The 25711-nt window shown below is 67.8% G+C and carries 22 protein-coding genes and 6 pseudogenes; 12 read left to right on the forward strand and 16 right to left on the reverse strand.

The genetic code is table 11. From position 1 onward, the window contains the following. Positions 1-237: 237 nt before the first annotated feature. Positions 238-495: a hypothetical protein gene (locus tag OG828_RS00975; protein WP_328499748.1), complete on the reverse strand. Its 258-nt coding sequence runs from the start codon at positions 493-495 to the stop codon at positions 238-240. A gap of 266 nt (positions 496-761) precedes the next feature. On the opposite strand from OG828_RS00975, the gene OG828_RS00980 reads away from it, so the two are divergent. Further along, positions 762-2258, forward strand: a complete 1497-nt coding sequence (locus tag OG828_RS00980; protein ID WP_328499749.1) for a PD-(D/E)XK nuclease family protein — start codon at positions 762-764, stop codon at positions 2256-2258. 131 nt (positions 2259-2389) lie between these two features. Beyond that, positions 2390-3196, forward strand: a complete 807-nt coding sequence (locus tag OG828_RS00985; RefSeq protein ID WP_328499750.1) for a hypothetical protein — start codon at positions 2390-2392, stop codon at positions 3194-3196. Here OG828_RS00985 and OG828_RS00990 read toward each other — a convergent pair. Then, entirely contained in the window at positions 3193-4356 is a 1164-nt protein-coding gene (locus OG828_RS00990) for an ImmA/IrrE family metallo-endopeptidase (RefSeq protein WP_328499751.1), read from the reverse strand. The genes OG828_RS00985 and OG828_RS00990 overlap by 4 nt on opposite strands. Positions 4357-4720: 364 nt before the next feature. Here OG828_RS00990 and OG828_RS00995 point away from each other — a divergent pair. Next, positions 4721-4969 (forward strand): annotated as a pseudogene (locus tag OG828_RS00995) (transposase); the annotation flags it as partial. A 19-nt stretch (positions 4970-4988) separates the two neighbouring features. On the opposite strand, the pseudogene OG828_RS01000 reads toward OG828_RS00995, so the two are convergent. Continuing rightward, positions 4989-5325, reverse strand: a pseudogene (locus tag OG828_RS01000) (helix-turn-helix domain-containing protein); the annotation flags it as partial. 166 nt (positions 5326-5491) lie between these two features. Here OG828_RS01000 and OG828_RS01005 point away from each other — a divergent pair. After that, positions 5492-5647 (forward strand): annotated as a pseudogene (locus tag OG828_RS01005) (IS3 family transposase); the annotation flags it as partial. Here the strand turns inward: OG828_RS01005 and OG828_RS01010 are convergent. The 3 genes and pseudogenes from OG828_RS01010 to OG828_RS01020 all read right to left on the reverse strand — a co-directional run bounded on the left by OG828_RS01010 (position 5613) and on the right by OG828_RS01020 (position 7808). Next, a complete protein-coding gene (locus tag OG828_RS01010; protein WP_328499752.1) occupies positions 5613-6206 on the reverse strand; it encodes a MerR family transcriptional regulator in 594 nt (197 codons plus the stop codon). The pseudogene OG828_RS01005 and the gene OG828_RS01010 sit on opposite strands and share 35 nt — an antisense overlap. Before the next feature lie 426 nt (positions 6207-6632). Continuing rightward, a pseudogene (locus OG828_RS01015) lies at positions 6633-7046 on the reverse strand (TetR family transcriptional regulator); the annotation flags it as partial. Between the two features lie 33 nt (positions 7047-7079). Next, entirely contained in the window at positions 7080-7808 is a 729-nt protein-coding gene (locus OG828_RS01020; protein ID WP_328499753.1) for an AraC family transcriptional regulator, read from the reverse strand. A 1226-nt stretch (positions 7809-9034) separates the two neighbouring features. Here OG828_RS01020 and OG828_RS01025 point away from each other — a divergent pair. The 4 genes and pseudogenes from OG828_RS01025 to OG828_RS01040 all read left to right on the forward strand — a co-directional run. Continuing rightward, on the forward strand, positions 9035-10069 hold the full coding sequence (locus OG828_RS01025) for an NAD-dependent epimerase/dehydratase family protein (RefSeq protein WP_328499754.1): 1035 nt from the start codon (positions 9035-9037) through the stop codon (positions 10067-10069). A gap of 2 nt (positions 10070-10071) precedes the next feature. Next, positions 10072-10821 carry a maleylpyruvate isomerase family mycothiol-dependent enzyme gene (locus OG828_RS01030; RefSeq protein WP_328499755.1) on the forward strand — a complete coding sequence of 250 codons (750 nt, stop codon included), beginning with the start codon at positions 10072-10074 and terminating at the stop codon, positions 10819-10821. 348 nt (positions 10822-11169) lie between these two features. After that, a complete protein-coding gene (locus tag OG828_RS01035) occupies positions 11170-12567 on the forward strand; it encodes a beta-ketoacyl [acyl carrier protein] synthase domain-containing protein (protein ID WP_328499756.1) in 1398 nt (465 codons plus the stop codon). 141 nt (positions 12568-12708) lie between these two features. Next, positions 12709-13360 (forward strand): annotated as a pseudogene (locus OG828_RS01040) (NAD-dependent DNA ligase LigA); the annotation flags it as partial. 76 nt (positions 13361-13436) lie between these two features. Here the strand turns inward: OG828_RS01040 and OG828_RS01045 are convergent. The 4 genes from OG828_RS01045 to OG828_RS01060 form a co-directional block, all read right to left on the reverse strand. Continuing rightward, complete coding sequence (locus OG828_RS01045) at positions 13437-13892, reverse strand: pyridoxamine 5'-phosphate oxidase family protein (RefSeq protein WP_328504775.1); 456 nt, start codon at positions 13890-13892, stop codon at positions 13437-13439. Between the two features lie 355 nt (positions 13893-14247). Beyond that, on the reverse strand, positions 14248-14619 hold the full coding sequence (locus tag OG828_RS01050; protein WP_328499757.1) for a toxin Doc: 372 nt from the start codon (positions 14617-14619) through the stop codon (positions 14248-14250). A gap of 1 nt (position 14620) precedes the next feature. Next, the gene (locus OG828_RS01055) at positions 14621-14878 is read right to left on the reverse strand and encodes a YlcI/YnfO family protein (protein ID WP_328499758.1); all 258 of its coding nucleotides are present in this window, start codon (positions 14876-14878) and stop codon (positions 14621-14623) included. A 117-nt stretch (positions 14879-14995) separates the two neighbouring features. Beyond that, the gene (locus tag OG828_RS01060) at positions 14996-15289 is read right to left on the reverse strand and encodes a hypothetical protein (protein ID WP_328499759.1); all 294 of its coding nucleotides are present in this window, start codon (positions 15287-15289) and stop codon (positions 14996-14998) included. 166 nt (positions 15290-15455) lie between these two features. Here OG828_RS01060 and OG828_RS49410 point away from each other — a divergent pair. The 3 genes and pseudogenes from OG828_RS49410 to OG828_RS01075 all read left to right on the forward strand — a co-directional run. Further along, a pseudogene (locus OG828_RS49410) lies at positions 15456-15808 on the forward strand (hypothetical protein); the annotation flags it as partial. A 49-nt stretch (positions 15809-15857) separates the two neighbouring features. After that, on the forward strand, positions 15858-16361 hold the full coding sequence (locus OG828_RS01070; RefSeq protein ID WP_328349240.1) for a GtrA family protein: 504 nt from the start codon (positions 15858-15860) through the stop codon (positions 16359-16361). 432 nt (positions 16362-16793) lie between these two features. Next, entirely contained in the window at positions 16794-17450 is a 657-nt protein-coding gene (locus OG828_RS01075) for a DUF5701 family protein (RefSeq protein ID WP_328349241.1), read from the forward strand. Positions 17451-17600: 150 nt separating this feature from the next. Here the strand turns inward: OG828_RS01075 and OG828_RS01080 are convergent, their stop codons facing one another. From OG828_RS01080 to OG828_RS01105, 6 genes are all read right to left on the reverse strand, one after another. Beyond that, a complete protein-coding gene (locus tag OG828_RS01080) occupies positions 17601-18377 on the reverse strand; it encodes a sigma factor-like helix-turn-helix DNA-binding protein (RefSeq protein ID WP_328499761.1) in 777 nt (258 codons plus the stop codon). 417 nt (positions 18378-18794) lie between these two features. Then, on the reverse strand, positions 18795-19457 hold the full coding sequence (locus OG828_RS01085; RefSeq protein ID WP_328499762.1) for a response regulator transcription factor: 663 nt from the start codon (positions 19455-19457) through the stop codon (positions 18795-18797). Continuing rightward, positions 19454-19873 carry a hypothetical protein gene (locus OG828_RS01090; protein WP_328499763.1) on the reverse strand — a complete coding sequence of 140 codons (420 nt, stop codon included), beginning with the start codon at positions 19871-19873 and terminating at the stop codon, positions 19454-19456. The genes OG828_RS01085 and OG828_RS01090 overlap by 4 nt, the downstream gene beginning before the upstream one ends. A 118-nt stretch (positions 19874-19991) precedes the next feature. Beyond that, positions 19992-20741 (reverse strand): sigma factor-like helix-turn-helix DNA-binding protein, encoded by a 750-nt coding sequence (locus tag OG828_RS01095; RefSeq protein ID WP_328499764.1) that lies wholly within the window; start codon positions 20739-20741, stop codon positions 19992-19994. A gap of 383 nt (positions 20742-21124) precedes the next feature. After that, positions 21125-21871 carry a hypothetical protein gene (locus tag OG828_RS49415; protein ID WP_443062359.1) on the reverse strand — a complete coding sequence of 249 codons (747 nt, stop codon included), beginning with the start codon at positions 21869-21871 and terminating at the stop codon, positions 21125-21127. Positions 21872-22194: 323 nt separating this feature from the next. Then, positions 22195-23409: an NAD(P)/FAD-dependent oxidoreductase gene (locus OG828_RS01105; protein ID WP_328499765.1), complete on the reverse strand. Its 1215-nt coding sequence runs from the start codon at positions 23407-23409 to the stop codon at positions 22195-22197. Positions 23410-23724: 315 nt separating this feature from the next. Between OG828_RS01105 and OG828_RS01110 the strand changes: the two genes are divergently transcribed. Then, positions 23725-25392, forward strand: coding sequence for a transposase (locus tag OG828_RS01110; protein WP_328499766.1), 1668 nt, complete (start codon positions 23725-23727; stop codon positions 25390-25392). Positions 25393-25711 lie beyond the last annotated feature (319 nt).

Genomic DNA, 25711 nt, shown 5'->3' on the forward strand with positions numbered 1-25711 from the left:
AGCCTAGGCGCTCCATCGAGATAAGACTTCGTCGAGATTTCCGCATTCCACGTGGCGCTCGGCAGCACTGATGGGCTGGGATGGAGCTTCTTCGGCAGCCGATGCTTACCACCGAGGAGAGAATATTGCGTTGGTTTACTCAGGTTGAATTCGCAGTGTCCGGCGGGCATTGCCATCGCCAGATCAGCGGCTTCATGCTTCAGTTTCACCCCTGTAAGAGCGGCTACCGGTAGTTCGTCAAATCTGGGTGTTCCTCTCGGTGTCCCAGCAGAAGATGGTGCTGAAGATGGTCAAGGCCTTGGCTGCCTGGGCCCGAGGGGCGACGAGCTCTGAGGCCAAGCCAAACAAGGTGAAGTCGTGCATGGCGAAGCCCCAGGTACCGATGCCTGCGAGGTGATAGGAACCAGCACCATGTCCCAGGCCGCAGCCGGGTCGAAGCATCGACGTCGTCGACGAGGCGAGGGGTAGCGCCAGCGGTTTGGTTGAGAGCGACATGCGGCGACCAGATCAGCACCGCGAGCTGCACTTCGCCGTGACATAGGCCGTCTGGCTCCGGGCGGCCGGGCTCACGGTGCCTCTGATCAGCGCCCCACGCATTCCCTGCCTCACGCCCTCCCCAAAGTCGTAAACTGACGCATCGTCGCTTGATCGGGGGCCAGTCAGTCGTGGGTACTCAAGCTGTGGGGCCAAACTTGGTTGGGCGCACATACGTCCTAAAGGTAAGCGCTACCGACATACAGGAGCGCTCCACTACCTGCGGGATGGGCGGGGCCCTGAAAGTACGTCCGGACGTTGTCAGCCCAGAGTGGCAACGTCGAGGAGACTACAGCCGTCCTTTCCTTGGGCGGGTAGTTCGCGAGATCGCGTGCGCCTTGCACGGCGATCCACGAGTCGATACTTGGGAGGGAACACAAACCGCCATCCATGAAAAGCTGGCGGCTGTGGCCTTGCATCCCGCGACGCGCCCGTACGTCGAACACGCCATCGCGAATTACCTCGAAGCGCACGATGTCTTGGCGTCCGAAACTCCCAACCTGGAGTTTCGTTGTTTCGACCCAAAAGTCTTTCCCGAGCCCAACGGAACACTCACCGCTTGGGCCCCCCTGTACGAATCCCCAAACGGCGTAAGAGAAGTTCGGAAGCTCCGCCTAGGTAGTATCAGGGAGAAGCCACGGAGCCCGGACCGTTGGACTCTCGTAGCTGCGCACGTAGCTGGGCTCCTCCCTCCCCAAGGGGCAGTGTCGCGCATCCGAGTCGTAGAGATTGGGCTGAGTGACGCCTCACACCAAGTTCTTTTCGAAGCCACTCCTGAGGTAGTTCGGTCCCGCTTCACAGAACTCGCACTGCCTCACCTACTGAAGATCATCAGCGCTAACACCACACACCCCGGCACCTTCTGCAAGGACTGCAAAATTGCTGGCTGCTGCGGAGCGCTAGATAAGTGGGACGGCTTTTTGGGGCAAGCGACCCCCGGAGCAGCGACTCGATCCGTAAGTGCTAGGGATATTGAGGTCTACGAAACTTGCCCCACCCAATGGTTCCTTACACATTCGCAATTCTTGCCACGGGAGCCCACTTCCGGCCCCGCATCAAATCGCGGACGACTTGTTCATGAATGGATCGCGAGCGCGCACTCTAGAGCAAAAAAGTGCACCCCCGAAGAAGCTGGAGAGTTCCGCGACTCCAACACTTTCACTGGCAGCATGTCAGAGGAGGAGTACGGGGAAATTCAGCCCTTCCTCGCGCAACATGTACAGAACTGTCCCGTCGAAACGGGGAGTCAAATCATCTCGATCGAGGCACCGCTATACGGGTATGACGCTTCAGCCGATGTAGTGATCGCCAGCACACCTGACATGGTGTTCGTCGACGCTGACGGCTCTCTGGTAATTCGGGAAAGTAAGACGACTAACCGAGATATTCCCGAGGACGACGCCGAAGCATTTGATCGATTTTTCGCATCTGCTTGGCTTCTTAACCTTTTCGCCAGTGGATATAGAGGGCCTTACCAGAGCACCTCGGCCCGCCTCGAACTAGAGGTGATCTCAGCAGATGATGGCAAAGTCTTCACGTGGGACCTGAACGATTCAGGTGTTCTCCGCATGGCCAAGAAGGAGGTTCGCCAACGGGCCAAGGATTGGCACAGAGACACCACTTGGGAAGCCACTCCGGGAAAGCACTGCGCCTGGTGCCCAGTTAAGCGCTGGTGCCCAGAAGCCGACAGCGAAAACGTGGAGGAAGCCGATACATTGGAGTGAGTACCATAAAGTGAGGCACTCCGTGTTGGGCACCTCCACGGAGACGGGTGCGAAGGCTGCCTGGCGAGGCTACGCTTGTCCGGATACTCCCGTGCATGTGCGGGACGCAACGGGACAGCGAGGAGGGGGAGTTGGACGATCTGGAGCGCCCCTCCCCCAAGGCGATGGCCCATCGTCGACCGAACCTCCAGCCGCGGTCGAAGGTTCAGCCGTCGCGCCGCGAGGCGATAGAAAACCGTCCGAAGCGCTACGCTCCCGTGACCCTGGCCTGGTGCGACACCGGCACCCTGCTGTCTCTTGGCCGGCAGCCAGACACGCTCAACAAGGTGCGAGGGCTCTACGGTTCCACGCTGGTCGTCACCTACGCCGTGGCCCGGGAGATTCGGGCCATGGCGAATATTCGTGGTGCCCGGCGAACCCATGAGAACCGTGAGCGGTGCGAGAGCGCCGACTCGATCGCCGCGATGCTGGACGCCGGAGACATCCCGGAGCACCCCCTCCTCCTCACCGAGGAGACCGTCCGGATGATCGACCGCGTGCTCGGCCAGCTGGACGCATTCGAGGAGCGACAGAACTCCATCTTCGGCCGAACCGACGACGCGGTGCGTTCTTCTCAGAAACATACTGGCGAGGCGCACAGCATCGTGAGTGCCATGCTCACGGTCGGCCACGGCGCAAGCACCGTCCTTCTCACGAACGACAACGGCGCGATGCGCGTGGCGGAGCAAAATAACGTTGCTTGGAAGCACACGGGCCAGCTACTTGCGGAACTCGGGTGTCAAGACCCGCTCTTGACACCCGGAGAACTGCTTGCGGACTTCAACTACATGACGTCAAGCTTCGCGACTGTTCCCGCAGAGGTGCGACCGAGCAACGCCGAGTTCTTCACCTGTCACCGAGATGGCGACAGGTGCCCTCGCTGCGACGTCCAGCCTTAGGTGCCGACCAAGTCCCATCCGGCTGATCGCAGCTGATCCATCGCCGCTGCCTGGTCCCCATCAGCAATCACATCGGCTACTGCCCTCAGGGGGATCAACCCCGCAGCATAAGCATTCAGGGCTTGCTGTGTAAGACGGTCAGACGGGAAAGGATTTCCCTGGTTACCTTTGACCTCGAACCAGTTTTTCTCGTTACCAGAGATGCGCATTAGATCGGAGACTCTAGCTTCCCTGCAGGCCACAAAAGCAGGACTGATTGAAATGTCCTTAATGGTCTCCTGCAATGCATACATCGAGGCATCGCGACTGACGCCGTATGTAAGCATAAGATTGGTTACGAGTGAAGCCATCTGCTCAAATTGGGAGACTTTTCCACTTCTGCTGTAAGCGCACTGCACCGCTTCTTCAGGGAGCAGGAAGTTTCGCGCGAAGGAATCAGCAATGCGCTCAGCGCGCCTATCGTCATCTAGAACGGCACGGTCAATGACGATGTGCCCCGAGTCCCTTTGCAGAATGTGGCTCAGCTCGTGAGCGAGAGTGAATCGCTGCCGCGCCCAATTATCCTCGCAGTTGATGAGGACAACCCATGCCGAGAAACCATCCCAATCCTCAGGAACTGAGATGCCATGCACGTCTGTCGGGAGAGGACGATACTCCACGGGATAACCCAAGCTCTCAACGAGGGCCGTAAGGTCCTCGACCGGCTCCAGGTCGTCTATATCGAGGAAAGCCCGCAGGCGAGATGCGGTTTTTTCACCAGCTTCTCGATAGCTCCAAGATTTCGACGGAGCGAACTTAGGTAGAGGTATAACAGGTTCTTCGTGGCCCCAATCACGTGTCAGACGATCGACGGAAAGGAGCTTCGCGGCATGTGCAACATCGCTGCTGACATCGCGAATTCCCTCTAGTTGACCCAATCTGAAGCTAACTCCCATGGAAGGAGACTTTGCTTGCAGCAACGTGCTGGGCGGCACTTTGAAGAACGCACCAAGAGCGGTTGCCTCGTACAGGGAAGGCAACCGCGAACCTGTTACGAGGTCGTCCAAATCAGCCTTCGATCCGAGAAGCTCGATCAGTTGCGCAAGAGGTGCCTTCGCTTCGGAAATTAGGGACTGAAAAGTCGCGGCGAAGCGCTGTTCGAGCGTCTCACCCACTTTCATCACCGCCCCTTCTCATGTGCTGGCAACTCCCTGCGCAAGGCTCAGACATGGCCCATCTACCACTACCCAGTGTGGCAGATGTCTTGCGATCACACAGCGAGAGCAGCAGGACTGCCGCCCTTCGCCCCGTGCAAAGAACACTATCGCCAATCACTGACAGTCACTCTCTGTAACTTTTGTTGATGTGCATACATCGGTCGTGGCTGGCAGCACGTGCCAACTGCGTCGCTTCCCGGAGCGATGGTTAAGGCTCATTGCCATGGCTGCGTTGAGTAATCGTCCGTGAGGCTCACCCGCCCATGGCGGGCTCGCTGGCACTGAACCGCTCCGGGTCTGTTGGAGGCTCGATTCCCTGAGAGGATCGATGGCACGTCCGTCCCCCTACCCGCCCGAGCTTCGTGAGCGCGCAGTGCGCATGGTCGCGGAGATCCGCCCGAGCTACCCCACCGAGTGGGCCGCGATGAAAGCAGTCGCAACCAAGCTGGGGATCGGTGCGGCTGAGACGGTGCGGACATGGGTCCGCAAGGCCGAAGTCGACGCCGGGCAGCGGCCTGGCGTCACGTCCGAGGAGGCCGCGGAGATCAAGCGGCTGCGGGCCGAGAACGCCGCACTCCTGGCCACGCCTCCTGAGCCCGCTGCTGTGGCTGGTTGACATTGGCTGGGCGGGTGGTGGCCGTCGGATGACAAAGTCCTCGTCGTCAGGCTTGAGCAGGCGGGGACGGCCGCCCGCCCACTAGGGTCCAGACAGGTCAGGCCGATCTCGTTGAACCGGTGGATCACATCGCGGACGGTGTCTTCATCGGCCTGCACCAGCTGGGCGATCACCGGCCCCCGGTTCCCGCCGGCCGAAGCCAGCAGCATCATCGCCCGTCGGTAGCGCACCGAGTTGGTACTGCCCCGGCGCACTGTCTACTGCAGCTTCTGCCCCTCCTGGTCGGTCAGTCTGCGCACACAGACAGACTCGGCCACCGCGCCTCCAGCAGTCGGATCCGACATCCCCGCACATCCAACCGCCACGACCACCAACCCGGCGAACCAACGCGGTCACAGCACTAGCAAGCGGGCCAAGCTCGTCCTCGACGCCCTCGACATGGCGCTGTGGCGCGGCGACCGGGCCTGAACCCCCGCTGGACCGGGGCTGGTTCATCATTCGGACGCGGGCAGCCAGTACACGTCTTTCGCGTTCACCGCGCATCTCCTGGAGGCCGGCATCGACGCCTCGATCGGCACCGTCGGCGATGCTCTGGACAACGCGCTCATGGAATCCCAGATCGGCCTCTACAAGACAGAGCCGCCCGCTGGGCCTGCAGCGAAGCGCCAGCCCCACCGTGTATCTGATGGCTGTCTAGCTTAGAGATCTCGTCCGCGAGTCGTGCGTAGGACAGCAGGGTCTGCCACTCGATATCCACGCCCAGCTCAGCCAGGGCGTCCAGGATGTCGCCGAGATCCTTGGCGGCCGGTGCAGCGCGCGGCACGCACCACCCCATCTCCGCGATGAGGCTTCGGGCGTCTGTGAGACCGTTTGTGTCCCGCTTCGCGGGCGTCGCGGCCCCCTCCGCCTGTTTGTGCTCCTGGACAGCGGAACCTGCGTTCAGCACCTTCGCGATGACGTGATCGGGGTCATTCTGCTCCACGGTAATGGCGTCAAGGATCTCCTTGGTGGCACTGACAGATAGGCGACCAACGCCAATGAGCGCACGGATCAACCGGAGCCGGTGCAGATGGTGTTCGCCGTAGTCGGCCCAGGTGGCTGTGATCCGTTCGCCGGGAAGGAGGAGTCCGCTGCGCAGGTAGTACTTGATGGTCGCGATGGATACCGTGCTTCGCCGACTGAGCTCGGCCAGCCTCATGGCACCCACTCCATTCTCATTGGCCCGCCCACCGACGGTGCAAGACCATCACCGCATGCTCGGCTCGGTCCACGATGCAAGGACCTGTTGCAGGAGACGCTGCTGCGGGCGTGGCGGGCCTTGACGACCGGTACGAGGAGCAGGCGGCCGACTTGCAGACTCGGCTCTACCGGATCGCGACGAGCATCTGCCTCAACGCGCTCGGCACACGCGGCCCCACGCCGTTCCCATCCGGCCTGTCGCCCTCAGCGACGACCCCGGCGCCCCTGTCCACGGCGCCGTCAACGGGCAGCCTGCGCTCGCCGCCGCCTAGGTACGTGATGAGGACGGCGCGCCCCACCTGGCCACCCTGCAGGTGTCTACCGTGACCGCCGGGGGGCATCAGCACTGGGCACGATTTGACGCCTGTGACACCCATCTCTCCTTCTACGCATCCAGCCGGCCCTTAAGCTGCGCCGACGGATAGATGCCCTCCCAGACCTGGTGTTCGGAGGTAAACCCCATGGCCACCAGGCAGTTGATGAGCATCCCGTGCGCCATGAACGTCGTCGTCTCGTCGATGTCGGCGCCGAGCGGCAGATGCACCGTGTGCCACAGCCGCATCCATCCGCTGCGCACCGCCTCGCCGAGCTCGCGATCTCCGGCCTGCTCAGCAGCGGCCACGGTGACGTACGTCTGCATCTGCACCAGCAGCCGCTCGGGCTGCTCCGCGATGACCGTGGTGTACGCGTTTGCCATGGCGTGCAGGGCCTCTTCTCCCTCCAGCCCTCCGGCGGCCTCCTCGAGCGTGCGGATGGTGTCCTCCATGCACCGCTTGGCGGCCGCCAGAAAGATTGCCTTCGCGGATGACACTTTCGCGCCTCTCCTCTGCACTCATCCTGACCATGTGGCTTCGCTCTGACTGCCGCCGCTCGCGCCCGCTTCCTGCGCCTGCTCCATGAATTCATCCGCGCGGTGGGACAGGGCGGCTAACCGCGGCGCGTGATGATCGTTGGCCATGTCTTGAGGCGGGTCGGAACATTTCCGAATCCAACCTCCTGCTACATCCAGCATCTCGCCGCCGGTAATTTCACCCTGCGACTCCCCTACTGCGGATCCGGTCATCCGTTGCAACTTGCGTGCATGCTGTCGCCGGAGCCGGTTAGGTGCGACGCCGAACATTGCCGAGAATCGGGTCGTAAACGTAGTTACGCTACCATACCCCACCTGGTGAGTTATTTCTGTGACACTCAGCGTTGAGGACTCAAGCAGATATTTGGCCCGCTGCATACGCACAAGGGACAGAAATTTTATGGGAGACATCCCTACTTGACGCTGGAATACGCGACAGAAATGATAACTGCTCAACCCGGCGATTTCTGCGAGATATGCGAGTGAGAGTTTCTCTCCATAACGCTGCCGAATCACAACAAGTGCTCGCCCAATCGGCTCATCAATCTGATCCTTGAATGCGAATCCAAATACTTGCCCATTCGACCCCTCCCCCTCTCGACTTAAGCACTCAAGCCATGAGGCATCATCCGACATGGCCTGCCGCCCGCCTGGAAACTCGCTTAGTCGAGCTGGCAATTTTTCGTGGTCTCGATCGAGAGGCGGTTTCATGAGCGCTCCGCGCCGGCGACACATTCGATGGCTCGGCGTAGGGCATGCGTTCGCGCTGTTCCGGGCGGTGTCGCCATTGCTCCTCCAGACGCCAGCTACCGCGCCGAATACCGCGACGCGGTGGGCGCGCCGGCTGGGCGTGGTCACGCCCGGCCGGATGTGCCGAAGGTCCTGGCCCACCGCGCAGGTTGCGCCCCCTCAGGCCGGTCTCTTCGCTAACGGAAGCCTAGGCGCTTCATCGAGATACGGCTTCTTCGATATTGCCGTGCACCGCGATTACCTAGAACCTGGCGTGCATCGAGGTGAGGTCCCGCGCTGGCCTCCTGAGGGCACTCACCTAGTGTTACCCAGCCTGGTGCCGAAGACCAGCGGCTCGATAACGCACGCGCTGAACGCCTTTCGAGCGCGCGTTAGCCACCAGCGCACCGTCTTCTCTTTCCTTGCCCATCCCCGTGGGCGGCCAGAGGCGGCGCCTTAAGCCTGGCAAGGCAGGAGAAGGCATCGGGTCGCATGGTTGTCATAATGCAGAGACAGACCGTGTCAGTAATGGAATCTATAGTTCTAGCGGAATAGGCGGCTCCCAGGATACCTCCCGAAGCAGATAGATGACGGCCAGCGGCCGCAGGGAGTCCTGGTTCGGAAGAAGACTTTCCAGGAATCCTATGGGGCAACACGCGAGAAGTGCGAATAGGGCACCGCCCACCACTGTGGGAGCCAATGTGAGCCGCGGTCGGCGAGCCCACTTGTGTGAAGCAGGGGAAATCATGGCCGTTGCAGAAGACCGGGCCAGCACCGGTGCCCACTGGGATTCGAGCACCCGCTGGCCTTCTCGGGCAGTGCGTTCACGTGCACCTTCGGCGTGCCGGTACATCTGCCGATGCACCCGGCCGGCGCGGCAATGAGGTACTACCTCGACGGCATGGAGCCGGACCTGCCGATGACCCTCGGCACGGTACTGATCGGCGCAGGTCTGCTCGTGCTGCTGTACTGCCTTGTGCCCGCGCGGGAGCAAAGAGATCACCGCCGGGTCGACGGCTGTCCCGTCGACTGCCGTCTCCGCGGCCATCGCCGCAGCCCCGCTGCCGTTGGCGGCAGTAGCACTCCTGTGTGCCGGCTCGGAGACCAAGGCGCGTCGCCTCGAGGACATCAGCCACGACTTGAGGGCCAGCCGGTCCTCGGCTGCGACGCCAACACGACCCACGCTCGGTTCCACGAAGGGGTGATCGATGCTGATCTGCGTAACTGGTGGCACCGGCTTCGTCGGCGCCCACTCCGTCGCGGCCATTGCCCGCACCGGCGCACGGATGCGGCTGCTGGTCCGCAACCCGTCCACAGTGGACCAGGCGCTGCGCCCGCTGGGCGTGACCCCAGCCAGCCTGGAGGTGGTGGTCGGTGACGTCACCGACCGGATCGCTGTCGCCAAGGCAGTGGACGGAGTTGACGCGGTGCTGCATGCGGCAGCGGTGTACTCCTTCGACAGCAGGCGGCGTGCCGAGATACGCAGGACCAATGTGCGTGGCACGCAGCTAGTGCTGGGCTCCGCCCAGCGCGCCGGGGTGGACCCGATCGTCTATGTGTCCACCGTCGGCGCAATGTTCCCCACCGCCGACAGCGTGATCCGGGCAGACTCCCCGCTCGGCATGCCACGCGAGGCATACCTCGCAAGCAAGTCGGTTGCCGAGGCAATCGCCCGCCTGCACCAGGAAGAGGGAGCACCAGTGGTGATCACCTACCCGCCAGCGCTGCTCGGCCCACACGATCCGCGCCTGGGCGACCAGAACACCCGGCTGCAAAACGCCCTGCGCGGCTTGCTGCCCATCTGGCCAGGCGGCGGCTTTCCCGTGGGCGATGTCCGGGACACCGCCGAAGTTCTTGCTGCCCTGCTTGCCAAGCCGGCCGGGGTGCGGGAGCGGCACTTCGGCCCAAACCGCTATGTGACCACCCGTCAATATGTTCAGGCTCTCCGGCAGGCAACGGGCCGTGCACTCCCGGCGAAGTTCCTGCCGGCTCGCCCGATGCTGCCGTTCGGGATGCTCACCGACCTGCTGCAGCGAATCTGGCCCTGGCACATCCCTGCTGAGTACGGCGCCCTCTATACCTGTGCACACGCCACGCCCGTTGACGCGAATGCATCCACGTACGGCATCGCCCCACGGCCGATCGCCGACACCGTAGCCGACAGCGTTCGCTGGCTGTACGAGTCGGGGCATGTGTCGGCCCGACAGGCCGGCCTGGCGAGCAAAATCCTTGAGGAGCCCTAGGCATGACGGCGAATCAGCATCCCGACCCCTTCTTCAGCCTCGCCTACCGCTCCTGCCGCGAGAACATAGCCCGGCTGGCACGAGCACATCCCGAGAAATCGGAATGGCCGGTGCCCGCCTGCCCCGACTGGAGCGTGCGGGACGTGGTCGCACACCTGCTCCAGAACTGCCGGAGGGTCGTCGCAGAAGTGCCCGGTGACATCAGTCCACCTGTGGCTCCGCAGCCGAACACTCCTCTCGTGCACCTGCTCACCGCCTGGGAGGAGTTGGACGGGGTACTGGCCCAGGTACTGGAGCGCACCCCCTGGCTACGCCGCGGCATGCTGCTGCTGGATGCGTTCTCTCATGAGCTCGACATCCGCGGCGCCCTGGGCATACCCGTGCCTGACGACCATCCCGCTTTGGCTGACGCACTGGAACTGGCCACGATGGGCTTCACGATGTCGGTGAATGCGCATCGCCTCCCGGCGCTGCGCATCGAGACGCCCGACCAGAGATGGCTCGTCGGCGCGGGCGACCCTGCCGCGACTGTGCGCGGAGAGAGCCTGGAGGTGTTCCGTTCCCTTACCGGGAGGCGCACCATCCCGCAGATCCGCGGTCTTTCCTGGAGCTCGGCGCCCGAATCCTGGCTGCCTGCCTTCACATGGGGTCCCTTCACTCCACCGACTCAACCGATCGAGGCCAGTGCGGGAGCAGTGGAGCAAGGGCCTTGGTTCCTGCCGCCGTCCCTGAGCCTAAGAGGCGTTCTCTAGCGTGCAGCGAGGCCCCCGGATGCACCAGATTGCTTTGCCACCGCATTCCGGCCGAAGTGCCGCTCACGCCCCCTAGCACCGTCCACATAGGCAACGCTGGGGACGTGAGCAGCATCGTGGCCGGTCATAAGAACGTGCGCCATGCGCAGGGCGGGATCCGGAGCCGAATCACCGTGCTTATGAGGAGAGCGCAGGATCAGGCAGTACCCACGGGTCGAGACGTACACCCTGCGCGGCGACAACATGCCCCGGCTAGACCGCAGATGCCCGCCGATCCTCTTGTCTCTTCGCTGGAAGCCTTGCTCCAGAGGGGCAATTGCCCGGCTAGCAGAAGGAGAGGGTGCTGGCATGAACAGAATTGCCATCGTTGGCATGGCCTGCCGCTATCCGGATGCGGCATCTCCCCAGGAGCTGTGGGAGATTGCCGTCGACGGACCTCGTGCCTCCCGCTGGCTCCCCGATGTGCGTATGGGCCATTGGGACTGCATCAGCTCCGATCCGGCACTGCCAGACCCCTTCTACGCCCACGATGCGGCCGCTCTCGAAGGTTTCGCGTCCAACCGCACCCCCCACACGCCGGCAACCACCGCGTACCGGTCACCCGACTCCGCCTTCTGGCTCGCCCGCGACGCCCTGGGCCGCGCGTTTCTCGATGCGGACCTCCCAGCGGGCGAGGCGCTCGCGCGCAAGACCATCAGCGTGGTGATCGGCAGCACGCACAACGGCGAACCTTCCCGCGCCAACGAAGTGCGGCATCCTTGGCCCTACGCGCGACGGCTAGTGGTCGGCGCCCTCGAGGAGATGGGCTGGGACAACGTTCGCATCGCGGAATTCACAGCGCGCCTGGAGGCGCACTACCACAGGCGCTTCCCGCCCACCGGCCAGGACACCGTGGCCAGCGGCCTGTCCAACGCCGTCGCCGGACGCATCTGTAGCTACTACAACTTCAACGGCGGCGACTACAGCGTCGGTGAGGCCTGCTCCCCGTCCCTGATTCCCGTCACCACAGCTGGGTCCGTCCTGCTGAGCGGGGTCGCCGACGTGGTCGTTGCGGGCGGTATCAATCTGTCCATCGACCCTTTGGAGATCATCGAGTTCGCCAGGGCTGGGGCGCTCGTCAAGAACGAGATGCGCCTGTACGACCGCTACTCAAACGGGCTGTGGCGGGGCGAAGGCTGCGGCATGGTAGTCCTCATGCGTGAGGAGGACGCGATCGCCGCCGGCAACCGAATCTACGCGAGCATCGCGGGCTGGGGGATTTCTTACGACGACCAAGGCGACATCACCCGACCCGAGGTCAGCGGTCACCACCGCACATTGCAACATGCCTATGAGCAGGCGGGGTTCGGCATCGAAACCGTGCCTCTCTTCGAGGTCGACGGCACCGGGACCAGTGTCGGCGACAGCACCGAGTTGACGGCGCTGTCGCAGTCGCGGGCCGCCGCGGGAGCACACACGCCGTCCGCCGCCATCAGCTCCATCAAGGGAACGATCGGCCACACCAAGGCTGCGGCCGGGATCGCTGGTCTGATCAAGGCGGCCATGGCACTGGACGCACAAATACTTCCACCGGCCATGGGTTTTACGAATCCGGGCGAGCTGCTCACCGGCAAGCGGGCCAATTTGAGGGCGCTGCACGGAGCCGAGGCTTGGCCTGCCAAGGCACCGTTGCGAGCGGGAGTTTCCGCCATGGGTCTTGGCGGGATCAAGACGCACGTTGTACTTGAGAAGACCGAACCCAGGTAGCGCATGGCCCTCAGTCGAGGGTCCGGGGCGACCAGAGACATCCTCGGACCCACCGGGTGCTGCATCGCCGCCTGGACAGGGGCTGCGGAGTCGCAGGTGCCGGACGGTTTGCGGGGGGTGTTGTCAGTGGTGGCAGGCAGGATGACCGGCATGACGACACCAGCTGCAGTGATCGTGGATGCCGCCGCTTACGCGCAGGCGGTCGAGGACGCGGTGAAAGCGTCGGCCGCCTACTACCTGGGCGGTACCTCGGTGCTGGACGACGACGCCTACGACCGGCTGGTACGCGGCATCGCCGCCTGGGAGGCCGACCATGCCGACCAGGTGCTGCCCGGCTCGCCGATCGGGAAGGTCGCTGGCGGCGCCGTGGAGGGCGATGTCCCGCACACGGTGGCTATGCTGAGCCTGGACAACGTGTTCTCCCGGGAGGAGTTCACCGCCTGGACCGCCTCGCTGGCCCGCCGGATCGGCCATGACGTGGCGCAGTTCAGTGTCGAGCCGAAGCTGGACGGGCTCGCGATCGCCGCCCGCTACACCCACGGCCGGCGACGGGATGGCCGGGGAGGACGTCTCACACGCCATCGGCACGATCGTCGGCCTGCCGCAGGAGCTGGCGGATTCGGTCACGGTAGAGGTGCGCGGCGAAGTCTTGATGACCACCGCCCAGTTCGAGCACGCCAATGAGGTTCGTACCGCGCACGGCGGCCTGGTGTTCTCCAACCCGCGCAGCGCTGCGGCGGGCAGTCTGCGTGCCAGGGACCGCGCCTACACCGTACCGATGACGTTCTTCGGCACGGCCTGCAGAAGGCACGCGCCGCCGCGGTCCCTTGTAGCCGTCTGCCGGGCGTTGCCGGCATGCGCAGCCGAGTTCAGTCGACCGGGTCCGGCAGCCACTCACCTTTGCGCATCACCGTGCGGCCAGGAAACTCGTGAAATCCGTTCCATACCTGAATGCGGCGAGGGAGCAGCCGGATGTAGAGGTAGCCCGGCATCTTCCGTGGGTCATGAGAGACAGCGGCGTAGCGGTCGGCGACGTCCGTGTCGACCTCTGGAACCGGCACGAGACCATCGAGAACGGTATCGACCATCACCACATCGGACGTGGTGCCCACTGCCATGCGTGCCCACCCGGTCTCCCGGAGGTTTCGGACGGTTTTGCTGCTCGCGCCGGTTGCCGTGACAATGGCGTCGTTGTCGCCGACGAACGCCACCGGGATCAGATGCGGTCTGCGGCGCCCACATGTTGACAGCCACATCTGGGACTCCTGCTGAAGCCGCAGGCGGGCGGCAGCGAGGCGTTCGTCATGAGTACGGGGCGTTGGCATAACGGGGTTTCCTCCTGCGCAGCGGCCTGGCCGGCAGGCATGCGCCTTCTTTGCGTTGGGCGGTGGGCGGGGAGAGCGCCGCCGTGACCAACGAGCACCCCGACATCACGTCACCGGGCCTCCGGCCCCAGGAGGTGCCGTCGCAGACGCTGATCAAAGGCCCGGCCACCGTCCGGTCCGGCGCAATGCCGGACAGTTCGCGGGCGGCAGGTCTGCGTCACGCGGATGCGCGCGTACGTCACCGACGCCGAGGCTGGCACCGGCAACGGGGTTCGGGCGGCAGCCGAATCCCCCTATGCCTTGCGCAGGGTGTGTCCCCCGATCTGGCGACGTTGCCGCTGCTGCGTCGTGCCGGTCAGATCCGCCAGGAGCGGATGCGGTCGGCGGCATCGTACCCGTCGGCGCGGCCGGCGTCGATGTCGCGGGCGAGGTCGATCAGGGCGCCGTAGGGCGCATCGATGGCTTCGGCAGCGGCGTCCATATACGCCACGACGATCGCGGCGCCGTACAGGGCGTTGCGGGCGGGGAGCGGGCGCAGCCGGATGATGGCGTGCATGAGGGCGGCTGCGCGCCAGGCGTTGTCCACGGTGACGCCGACTTGTGGGGTGTTGACGCGGTGGCGGGCGCTGGCGGCCACGAGGTTGGAGAAATCGTGGACCTCGGGGTGCTTGGGCAGCACTTCCGCCTGGCGTTCCAGGAGCCAGCGGATGTCGATGTGGAGTTCCACGTCAGGCGGCCCGCTCCTGGTGTCCGGAGGCGTCCAGCCGGGCTGGGGTGTCGTCGGGGAAGGCGGCGTCGAATGCGTCCGCGTTGGCGGCGACGAAGGTGCGGAACACCGCTGCGGCGCGGTCCAGGCGGGGGTCGCGGACTGCGTTTCGCGCGGCCTCGGTGATGAGGGCGGTTACGGTGGTTCCCTCGGCTTCGGCCTGTTCTTGCAGCTGGGCGTGGAGCTCTTCAGGGACCCGGATTGTCACTGACTTCGACATACGCTGAGCGTACAGCAAGTTGTACAGCAGAGCAGGTGGATCAGGTGGAACCGGCTCCCGACCAGGTGGTGGTCGGTGGTTGTTCTCACTCGGTTTGGCAACCTCACTGGCCGCCAATCACACCTTTCTCGTGGAGCCCTTGAGGCGGCGCGCCATGGCGTGGGCCCGTTCGGTGGGGCGCTCCAGGAGGGGGCCGCACAAGGCATGGCATGGGGGTGCCGACGCATTCCAGGTCGATGGCGGTGCGGAACCGGGGTGCGCCGTGAGCAGCGCATGCTCGAACTGTGTCAGGGCGCCCGCGGTCGCGCCGAGGGCGAGCAGCGCGTCCGCCCCCTCGCCCGCGTCCTGACGGGACGCGGGCGCTGCCGGGGTCGGCCCCGGGGGTCCGGCATAGCGTTCACTTCCATTCATTGCAATGAATGAAGCAGGCGCTGTTGCATTAGGTTCAGAGTTGTTGCAACGATTTCTAGGCTTTTACCTGCACTGATTGCGAATGTGCGCAACTATTATGTTGCCTGATTATTGAATGCAACGTAGCGTTTCCTTCGTCAGAAACTGCGAGCCGAAGGATCACTCCATGAAGCAGTACGCCACCTCCGGCCCCGTCTCCGTTGTCCTCGACATCCCCGCCGGGCACATCCGCCTCGTCGCGGCGGAGCGGACCGAGGTCGGCTACGGCGACGGCGTCCTGCGGGTCAAGGCCGCGGCGGCGAAGAACCGCCTCCTCGGACCGTCCGGCTCCCTCGAGGTGACCATCCGCTGCCCGCCGGCTCCCACGGCGAGGCGAAGGCGTCCGGCGCCGAGTTCCGCGGCGCCGGACGCCTCGGCGACGTCGCCTTCGAGGGCGCTCGCCTCACCCTCCAAGCCGGCGGCATCACCGTCGGCGCCGGCTTCACCCTCCACGCCACCACCCAGCACGGCGACATCACGGCCCGCAGCCTGTAAGGCCCCTGACGCCCCGCCGGAAAGGAGCACGCCCATGACGTCGCCACGCGCGCGCCGGCCCGGGCCGGCGACGCCGGCCGGTCCCGGACCCCTCGCCTCGTTCCTGCGGTTCACGCTCTTCGGGGGCGGCGTCGGAGTCCTCTGCAGCTTCGCGGTACCGCTGCTGGCCCTGGCTATGCCCTGGGCGGTCTCGAACGCGGTCATCACCGCCGCCTCCACCCTGCTGTGCACCGAACTCCACGCCCGCTACACCTTCGCCCAAGGGCGCGGCGCCGGCTGGCGGGAGCACGGGCAGTCGGCGGGCTCGGCCGCCGCCGCCTACCTGGCGACCAGCATGGCCGTGTACGTCCTGCATCTGGTGCAGCCCTCCCCCGGCCTGCTGACCGAGCAGATCGTCTACCTCGGCGCCTCGGGCCTGGCCGGCACGGCCCGCTTCGCCGTCCTGCGCCTGTACGTCTTCGCCGCCCGCCGCGGCCGGACCACGCGGCGGCCCCTGACGCGGCAGGGGCCGGTGGCCGCGCCCGTCCTCGCGGCATAGGCCGTCCCCCCGGTGTGCGACAAGACGGTGACACAAGCCGCCAGGCCGATCGAACCGCCCACTGCAGCGAGTTGAGAACACTGGCGGCCCTGGCCATGATCCAGCGCGCGCCGGCGGGCTCGCCGTCCGCCCGGAGCCGAGCGGGATCTGCGCGGGAGGCAACCACGGGCCGCACAGCGTGAGTTCACCCGGCTCACCGGTCCGTGAGAGGCGGGTCCGCAGTCCGGGAGAGCGGCCGCAGCCGCGCGCCGGTGCGGGCCATGGGCTGCCCTCGGGAACTGGGCCACCGGCCCCGGCTCACCGGCCGTACAGGCATCGCCGACGGCTGAAAGCTGCGTCTGGCGCGACGTCACACCGCGCTGGGAACATGCCGGCAGGTCAGAGTCGTTGATCTCAGGTCCCGCTGCTGAAGACCGCGAACCGAGGAGTGCCTTGCCCGACACGTCATCCACCGCCGCCGTGTCCCCTCTCCCGCCGCTCACCGCCCAGGCAGAGCACCTGATCGAGCTCGGGGTGCACGAGCTCGCGGGGATACCCGCCGACGCACTGCGTACGTTCACCAAGGACGCCGGCAGTGCCGGCAGCGATGCCCTGCTCGCCGTCCACCCGGACCGCGCCCCCGCCTCCGTCCTCGCACCGCTGCTCCGCCACGACGGCAAGCCCGGCTTCGTCGTCACCGACATGCCCGACGTCGACCGCTTCGCCCCCCACGCCGTCGAGCTGCCCGACGCTCCCCTCTACCTCGTCACCGGCCTCGACCGCGGCGACCACCTGGCCAACTGGAGCCCCGACGAGGCCCTGCCCGCCCTGTCCAAGGAGGACCGCACCCCGCTGCTGCTCACCGAAGGCATCCACTGGGTGCTCCAGCAGCCGGCCGTCCTCGAACGCAACCGCTGCTTCATGACCATCGGCTCCCGGCTGCGCAAGGCGAACGGCACCCTGGACGCCCGCACCCCGGCGATCTGGATCAGCAACGGCACAGGGCGGGACGGATCGAAGCGGCGTAACGCCCCGAAGGTCGGCTGGTGCTGGTGGGGCAACCGCCACACCTGGCTGGGCTTCGCCTCCGCCACGAGCCGCAGGCACTAGCTTCCCCACCAGCAGGCGGCCCGCAGCCTGACGCCGCATCCGTCGGCGCCCCTCGCTTCGCTCGGCGAGCGGTCCGCGTTCGAAGCGGGCGTCAGGAGCCGTCGGCTGGATTGCGGTGTCCTCAGCGGACGCGGGGGGACGTGCGGCGGCTCAGCGGGCCTGGTTCGCCTCGCGGATGATCGCGTAGGCCTCGGCCACGGGATCCGGGCGCCCGGGCTCGTCGGGATTGACGACGAAGTGGATCTCTTTGACCCGTCCTTCGAAGACGTCGAGTGCCAGGGCGTTGAGGATCTTGCCGTTGCGGTCGCGGAAGACCGCACCGGGCCGGCCGTTGACCAGGCGCTCTTCCAGCGTGACGCCGACGTGCAGCAGCGCAGGAACGATCGCCGCGAGCAGCCGGGCCACGTTGTGGGCGCCGGCGGTGCAGGTGGGCCAGGGCAGTGGCTCGCGGCCACCGTCGCTGGCCAGGGCGATCGCGGCGACGAGCTGGCGGCAGGCGGCCTGCGAGCACCCTAGGGCCGATGCGATCTCGCGGATGCTGCACCCGAACGCCTCCCGCAGCACGAAGACCGCGCGCTCGAGCGGGGAGAGCCGCTCGAGCACCAGCAGGGCCGCCGTCAGCAACGAGTCGGCCAGCTCCACCGGCCGCTCGGGGTCCTGGCGAAAGCCACCCGGCAGCGGCTCGGCGGGCCATGGCCCGCCGTGCCCCTCCCGGCGCAGGCGGGCCGAGCGCAGGGCATCGGTACAGATCCGGGTGACCTCGGCCGCGAGATGGCCCTCGGTCGACGCGGGCCGCGTCGGGGTGGCGGCCCAGCGCAGCCAGGTCGCCTGGACGGCGTCGTCCGCCTCGCGCGCACTGCCCAGGATCCGGTGGGCGATCGCGAACAGCAGCGGCCGCAGCTCCTCGAACTCCTCGGTCCGTCTCACACCGGCTCCTCCTTGACATTCCTGCGGGCTCCCGCTCGCTCCCGGCCGCCGCTGGCGGCCGCAGTCATCCGGTCTGTGCCGGCCGCGCGGAAGGGGCTGCGCCGTCGCCCGGGCATCGCGCCCGCCCCCGGGGGGAGGCGGTCCGGACGGCTGTCCCACGCGGTGCGCAGGCAGTGGGGAAACGGGTCGTGGACGGCCGTCGCCCCGGTGCTCAAGGCGGGCGTGCCCGCCGTCGGGGGATGAGAGCGACGGGCACGCCCAGGGGGGACTTGCGGGCTCCACCCTAGGAGCGGCAGGCCGGCAAGTCCCGTACGTGCTGCGGAACTTCGAGCTCAGTTGCGGCACGGTTCCAGACCGGGCGGCCGCGTACCTGGGTGAGCAGGGTGTGCGGGCAGGCTGGGCCGACTGCGTGCGGGGTCAGTGGCTGCGTGGGGCGACCAGGCCGGATTCGTAGGCGTGGGCCACGAGTTGGGTGCGGCCGCGGGCGCGGAGTTTGGACTTGGCCCGTTCGATATGGGACTTCGCGGTCAGCGGGCTGATCACCATGTGGTCGGCGATCTGGCGGGTGGAAAGCCCCTGCGCGACCAGGGTGACGGCCTCGCGTTCCCGCCCGGTCAACTCGGCCAGGCCGGTTGCGGCGGGGATGCGGTGCGGCTGGGCGAAGAGCCGGTTGATCACTGTGCGGGTGACGCAGGGGGCGAGCAGGGCGTCGCCGCGCGCGATGACGCGTACGGCGTGCACGAGGTCGTCGGGCGCGATGTCCTTGACGAGGAATCCGGCGGCGCCGGCGCTCAGCGCGTCGAAGACGTCGTCGTCGAGGCCGTAGCTGGTCAGGATGACGACACGGACCCGGGCCAGGGCCGGGTCGGCGGCGATGCGGCGGGCCGCCTCGATGCCGTCGAGGACGGGCATCTGGATGTCGGTGAGGACGATGTCGGGCAGGTGCCTGCGTGCGAGTTCCAGGGTCTGCTGCCCGTGGGTGGCCTCGGCCACCACCTCGATGTCGTCCTCGGCGTCCAGGAGCGCGCCCAATCCGCTGCGCAGGAGCGGCTGATCGTCGGCGAGCAGGATGCGGATCATGCCGCGCAGTCCAGAGGCAGTCGGGCCCGGAGCAGTTCGGCCTCGAGGCCGGTGATGCGCTCGCCCGCACACCGAAGGCCGCAGCGGGCTGTCCCCGGCCGCTGCTCGAGGTCATGCCGGGTGCGTCTGAGTTCCTGCCCGGCTTTTTGCTCGCGCCCGGTCGCTTCGAGCAGGTCGTGCCGCTGCTCTTCGGCGTCGTGATGGCCGTGGCTGCCTGCGACCGCGTCCGTCACCCGTGCGCGGGTGTCGCTGTCCTGGCAGGGGAACGCGGTGAACACCGCCCGTTCGGCGATCGCCCTGACGTTCAGCCGGCCGTGTTCGCGGCGGAGTCGACTGATCGTCGTCCCGGCCTGGGCGGCCGTCCGGACCTGGCGTCCAGGGGCAGCGCTGTGCGCCGCGGGGGCACTGGTCGTCATGCTGCTTCACCTTCCGTCGTTGATGTGGCCGGCTCCTGGGCCCCCAGTGCGGTGGCCCTGTCCGACGCACATGCGGCGGGCCGCCCGGACGGGCAGTGGTGCGCAGTGGTGCCGGGGGTCAGATGGCGCCGGGGGCGTGTGCCGCCGGACCGCGGGGAGCGCGGGGGCGGCTCACCCAGCGGATCGTCTGGATCTGGCCGTCGAGGAAGTCGAACGCCAGGGCGCTGAGGACCGTGCCGTGGCGGTCGCGGAAGACTGCGCCGGGGCCGTGGTGCACCTGCTGCGGCTCCATGGTGACGCCGATACGGACCAGCGCGGGGGTCATCGCGGCCAGCACCCGGGCCACATACTCCGCGCCGACGATGAGCCCCGGCCAGCGCAGAGCCCTGCCGCCGCCGTCGCCCGCCCGCGACACGGTGGCGGCGAGCTGGTCGCAGGCCGCCTCCGAGCACCCCAGGGCTGATGCGATCTGCGACAGGTCGCACCCGAAGACTTCCCGCAGGACGAAGACCGCCCGCTCGAGCGGGGGCAGACGTTCCAGCAGCAGCACGGCCACCGCCGACAGCGACTGGGCCGGCTCCACCGGCTGATCCGGGTCCTGGCCGGCGCCGCTCATCAGCGGCTCGAACGGCCGCGGCCCGGCGGACGTGTCCCGCTGGACGCGGGCCGAGCCCAGCAAGCCGGCCGAGATCCGGGTGACCTCGCCCGACAGGAACGCCTTGCCCGGCACGGGCAGCGTGAGGGCAGCCTCGTAGCGCAGCCAGGCCTCGTGCACCGCGTCGTCGGCCGCGGCCTGGCTGCCCAGGATCCGGTGGGCGATCGAGAACAGCAGGGGCCGCAGCTCCTTGAACTCCTCATTCCGGCTCACCCACGCCCCTCCTTGAATCCAGGCCGCCGCGACGGACACCGCACCTCCCGGCAAGCGCTCCGGTCCGCCGTGCACGCCGCCGCCCGCGGCCGGCCGCACCAGGGCCTGTCCGGCCCGCCGCGGGGTATCCGCCTCGGCCACCACTCCCCCGCCCACGCATGCACCAGCCGGCCACGGCTTCGCGCGGCCGGCGCGCGGCGTACGGGAGCGAAGCCCGACAGGACGGGAACTTAGGCATGGGCAGGCAATGACGCCCGCCCGTCTCCCGGAGGGGGTGTGGGGCGAGCGAGCGCAGCATCGTGCAGAACCACCCTAGGGGCGGCACCACACCCCCTCCCGCAGCTCCTACGGAACCTCGAGTTCCCTCGGAGCGGAACTCGAGTTCACGCCGCCGACGGTTTGTTCGTCCGCATCCTCAACGGCCCCGTCAACGCGGCGTGGCCCGACCGTGTGGGAGCCGGTGAAAGACGGCGGGCGGCTTGCGAGGGGAGAAAGGGCTGCGTACAGATCGGTCTCCGCATCCGCAAAGACCGCGCATGACGCGGCAAAAAGCCGCTCACCACTGGCCGATGGCCGGCGCGCCTGTCTCGTGCTGCCGCCACATCCCGGTGAGGCGGGCAAGCCGCTGCGCGACGGCGAAGCCGTGCAGCGCCGCCACCCTTGCCGTCGCTGATCTCGAACGCCGTGGCGCCCACGATCCGGCCCCCGGGCACGACGAGCACGGCGGGCCGGCCGTTGACCTGCCCGAGGCGGATCGCGGGCGAGCCGCCGGCCAGGCGCCGCTTCGCGGGCGTAGGCCTAAAAGCGGACCGCATCATGGTGGCGGCCCGCTCGGAGCTCTCGTAGCGCCACAGCGTCCTGGACAGGCCCGCGCCGTCAAAGACCGCGGTCCCGTCGTCGGTGAGGAGCGCCACCAGAGGTTCGGTACGCCCCGAGGACGCGGCGGCAAGGAACTCCTCGAGGACCGTGCGCGCGGACGCCGGGTCCACCTCACCGCCGCCGCGGCGCGCGGCGGCGATCCGGCGCCGGGCCCGGGGGACGTACGGCCGGCTCGCCCACTGCGAGATGTCGAGGATTGCCCGTTCCACCGGGGAGAGCCGCTCCACCAGGGTCGAGGCCGCGAGCGTCACCGATGCGCGCTACTCGAAGGTGTCGGCCGGGCCGGGCATCGGATCGCCGTCGACAAGCGGCTCGGCATCCAGGCGCCGGCCGCGCGTTCCCGGCGCACCGGCGCCGAGCGGAGCCGGTCCAGGCACAGGGTGGTGACGGCTTGGGGCAGCCACGCCTGCGGCACCTTGATCCGTTCCCGGTCGGCGGCGTGCCGGTGCAGGGACGCGTCCCGTCTGCCCGGCTCGACGGCGTCGGCCGCCGAGCCGGGCAGACGGGACGCGAGCGAGGCCGGCCGCGGCCGGCCTCGAAGCGGTCAGCGACGGCGCTGTCCCTGCGGACGGCCTTATGCGGCGGCATTCCCGGGCGCGGCGGCAGCGGCCGGGGTGGCGGCGGCCGTCGTGGCGGCGGTCAGGCGGCGCTTGCGCTTGGGCATGCCGAAGGTCGGGTGCGCAACGCCCCACAGGCTGGCCTTGAGGACGCCCGTCTTGAACCGCGCGGCCTTGCGGCCGCCCATGAACCAGGACTTCGCCCGTACGTCGCCGTCGACCATCTGGAAAATCGCGTCGTGCCGGCCGAGGCTGATCTGGTTGCCGATGTAGGTCTTCTTGACGCTCGGAACCCGGCGTCCGGTCAGCCGTGCCACGATCGCGTCCGTCGCCTGCATGTTGGTATGTCCCGCCGAGGCGCAGGACATCGGCAGCGGCCGGCCGTTCGCGCCGATCGCGTACGCGCTGTCGCCCGCGGCGTAGACGTCCGGGTGCGACAGCGAGCGCATGGTGTCGTCGACGATGATCCGGCCGTCCTCGGTGACCTCAAGACCGGCGGCGGCCGCGAGGGGGTCGACGGCGAACCCGGCCGTCCACACGGTCGCGTCGGCCGGGAAGGAGGTGCCGTCGCCGCCGACCGCGTACCGCGCCTGGACGGCTTCGATGGTGGTGTGCTCGTGGACGGTGATGCCGAGGCGGTCGAAGGCTTCGTGCAGGTGGCGCCGGGCCCCCGGGCAGAGCCAGGCTCCCGGCTCGCCACGGGCGGCGAGCGCCACGCACAGACCGGGACGCGACTCGGCGATCTCGGTGGCGGTCTCGATGCCGGTCAGGCCCTCGCCGACGACCAGCACGGTGCCGCCGGGGCCCAGACTGTCCAGGCGGGCCCGCAGCCGCAGCGCGGAGGCCCGTCCCGCGACGTCGAAGGCGTGCTCGGCCACCCCGGGGACACCGTGGTCGGCGACCCGGCTGCCGAGCGTGTACAGCAGCGTGTCGTAGCCGAGCTCGCCGTCACCGTCCTCGCCGGTCACGGCGACGGTCCTGCGCTGCGGGTCCACCGCCCTGACGCGCGCCACGCGCAGCCGTACCCCGGTGCCCGCGAACACGTCGGCGAGCGGCACGGTCGCATGGTCCCGGCCCGCCGCGAGCTGGTGCAGGCGCATCCGCTCGACGAAGACCGGCGCAGCGTTGACGACGGTGATCTCCGTGTCGGCCGGCGAGAGGCGGCGGGCCAGGCTCCCGGCGGCGAAAGCCCCGGCGTAGCCGGCGCCGAGGACGAGGATGCGGTGCTTCATGGTGAGGCTCCTGTCTGAATCGCTTGCCCCCTTGAGCGGGACAGCGCAGCGATTCCTGACAGGAGCCGGGTATGAGGTGGGTCACACGGGCCGGTGCGGGTGGGGTTGGGAACTGCTGCCGGTGTACTGAGCGGGAGTGACTTTTGGTGAATGTGAGTGAGTGCCGGGGCCGGATGTGGCTGGCTGCCGCCCGGCGCCTGCGCGGGGACGGTCTTCCTTGCCTCGGGGTGCGTTCTCGGTCTCCGTTCGTCGGGAGGGGAACTGGAGTTCCTGGGTCGAATGGGTGACCTTTGCGGGTGGTGCTCGTTGACTGCCGTGACGGATCTTCGACCGGGCAGGGGTGAACGGGTGGGCGGGCTGCGGGAGCTGGCGGCGTCGTTCGTGGCGCCCGGTCCGGCCGGGGTGGCCATCCGGGACCGGCTGCGGGTGAGCGAGTCGGATGCGGCGGTGCTGGCCGAGGTCGGTGTCTTCCTTGGTTCGCTGGCTGCGGGTGATCTCGCGGAGCGGTCCCGGCAGGGGCTGGCGCACGATGCGGCCGGGTGGGCGGTGCGCAAGCGGGAGCTGACGGGGAAGTCATCGGCGCGCTGGGCGGGCAGCATCACCAGGGCCAGCCACGACCAGTGGGCGCTGGCGAGGCGCGGCCAGGCCGCCCACCTGACCTGGCTGCGCGGGCAGATCGCCGCCATCGAGGCCCGGCTGGCCCGCCCGCTGGGCGCCAAGGCGGACAAGCGGGAAGGGCTGGCCCGCGGGTATGCCTCCCGTGCCGAGTGGCATGCCAAGTCCCGCCGCCTGCACGCTTTGCAGGACCGGCTGGCGGTAGCGGAAGGGGACTGGGCGGCGAGCCGGGTGCGCGTGGTGCGCGGCGGCAAGCAACTCGCGAACACCCGTCACCACCTGCAGGCGGCGGGGCTGAGCGAACAGGACTGGCGGGCACGCTGGCAGGCGGCGCGGATGTTCCTGGCCGCGGACGGGGAGTCCGGCAAGCGGTTCGGCAACGAAACAATCCGCGTCACCGACACCGGACAGCTCTCCCTCAAGCTCCCAGTCGAGCTGGCCCACCGGGCCAACGCCCCGCACGGCCGGTACGTGCTCGACGCGACCGTACGGTTCCAGCATCGCGGGCAGGAGTGGCGCGACCGGATCACCGCGAACCGGGCGGTGGCCTACCGCCTCCACCACGACGTTCTCCGTGGCCGCTGGTATGTGACCGCCTCCTGGCAGCGCGCCGCCACCCCGGTCCTGCCGCTGCAGGCGGCGCTGGCCCGCGGGGTGGTGGGAGTGGACATGAACGACGACCACCTGGCCGCCTGGCACCTCGATGGGCACGGCAACCCGGTCGGGGAGCCACAGCGCTTCTTCTACGACCTCTCGGGCAGCGCGGACCACCGGGACGCCCAGATCCGGCATGCGCTGACCCGGCTGCTGCACCACACCCAACGCTGCGGGGCCACCGCGATCGCCATCGAGGACCTCGACTTCGCGACGGAGAAGGGCCGGGAGAAGCACGGCCGCAACAAGCGCTTCCGCCGCCTGCTCTCCCGCCTCCCCACCGCCAGACTCAAGGCCCGGCTGATCTCGATGGCCGCCGAACAGGACATCGCCGTCGTCGCGGTGGATCCGGCGTACACCAGTCGGTGGGGTGCCCAGCACTGGCAGAAACCCCTGACCACTCCAACGCGACAGATTTCCCGGCACGATGCGGCAAGCATCGCGGTCGGGCGACGCGCCCTCGGGCATCCGATCCGGCGACGGACGGCACCGCCCCACCCCGACCGGAGTGATCGCGGTGGGCATCGGACCGTCCAGGCCCGACCGGAGACCCGAAGGCGTGAGGAACCCCGCCCCCACCTGCCCGGACCACCCACCGGATGCGCGCCGCCCGGCGGTGGAGCGAAAGCGGGGAACCAGGGTGCCCAGCACCGTTCGGGGCACCCGGCTGAGCATGAGTCCTGGCACCAGGACTCACTCCCACTCAGTCTTTAGGAACGGTCCCCCGCGGGCGCGCCTGAGCCGTCCGGAAACAGGCAGCGGCATCACCCGCACGGTGAAGCGGACATCCGAACCAGGTCTTCGACCTGCACACACACCGATGATCCGGCGCGGATCCGGCCACGGTCCGGCCACCGGGAACGGCCGTCCGCGACCGTCGTTTCGGACCCGGCAACCGCCGGCCGGCGACCGGACCGGGAGAGCCCGGGCCCGCCAGGCTCCGGCCCGCACCTGCGGCAGCGCACACCCCGGGCCCGGTTTCGCGGCGCCCCGGGGTGCTGTTGCGGCCGGCTAGGCGGCCGGCCGTATGGCG

The sequence above is a fragment of the Streptomyces sp. NBC_00457 genome (assembly GCF_036014015.1).
In the GTDB taxonomy this organism is placed as follows: Bacteria; Actinomycetota; Actinomycetes; order Streptomycetales; family Streptomycetaceae; genus Streptomyces.

Coding starts and splice junctions, on each gene's coding strand:
- OG828_RS01010 (WP_328499752.1), bottom strand. CDS start 6,206: ATGAGGCTGGCCGAGCTCAGTCGGCGAAGCACGGTATCCATCGCGACC.
- OG828_RS01090 (WP_328499763.1), bottom strand. CDS start 19,873: ATGACGACCAGTGCCCCCGCGGCGCACAGCGCTGCCCCTGGACGCCAG.
- OG828_RS01055 (WP_328499758.1), bottom strand. CDS start 14,878: ATGTCGAAGTCAGTGACAATCCGGGTCCCTGAAGAGCTCCACGCCCAG.
- OG828_RS01030 (WP_328499755.1), top strand. CDS start 10,072: ATGACGGCGAATCAGCATCCCGACCCCTTCTTCAGCCTCGCCTACCGC.
- OG828_RS00980 (WP_328499749.1), top strand. CDS start 762: ATGGGCGGGGCCCTGAAAGTACGTCCGGACGTTGTCAGCCCAGAGTGG.
- OG828_RS01085 (WP_328499762.1), bottom strand. CDS start 19,457: ATGATCCGCATCCTGCTCGCCGACGATCAGCCGCTCCTGCGCAGCGGA.
- OG828_RS01105 (WP_328499765.1), bottom strand. CDS start 23,409: ATGAAGCACCGCATCCTCGTCCTCGGCGCCGGCTACGCCGGGGCTTTC.
- OG828_RS01060 (WP_328499759.1), bottom strand. CDS start 15,289: ATGAATGGAAGTGAACGCTATGCCGGACCCCCGGGGCCGACCCCGGCA.
- OG828_RS01070 (WP_328349240.1), top strand. CDS start 15,858: ATGACGTCGCCACGCGCGCGCCGGCCCGGGCCGGCGACGCCGGCCGGT.
- OG828_RS01045 (WP_328504775.1), bottom strand. CDS start 13,892: ATGCCAACGCCCCGTACTCATGACGAACGCCTCGCTGCCGCCCGCCTG.
- OG828_RS01025 (WP_328499754.1), top strand. CDS start 9,035: ATGCTGATCTGCGTAACTGGTGGCACCGGCTTCGTCGGCGCCCACTCC.
- OG828_RS01035 (WP_328499756.1), top strand. CDS start 11,170: ATGAACAGAATTGCCATCGTTGGCATGGCCTGCCGCTATCCGGATGCG.
- OG828_RS01020 (WP_328499753.1), bottom strand. CDS start 7,808: ATGAAACCGCCTCTCGATCGAGACCACGAAAAATTGCCAGCTCGACTA.
- OG828_RS00990 (WP_328499751.1), bottom strand. CDS start 4,356: ATGAAAGTGGGTGAGACGCTCGAACAGCGCTTCGCCGCGACTTTTCAG.
- OG828_RS00975 (WP_328499748.1), bottom strand. CDS start 495: ATGTCGCTCTCAACCAAACCGCTGGCGCTACCCCTCGCCTCGTCGACG.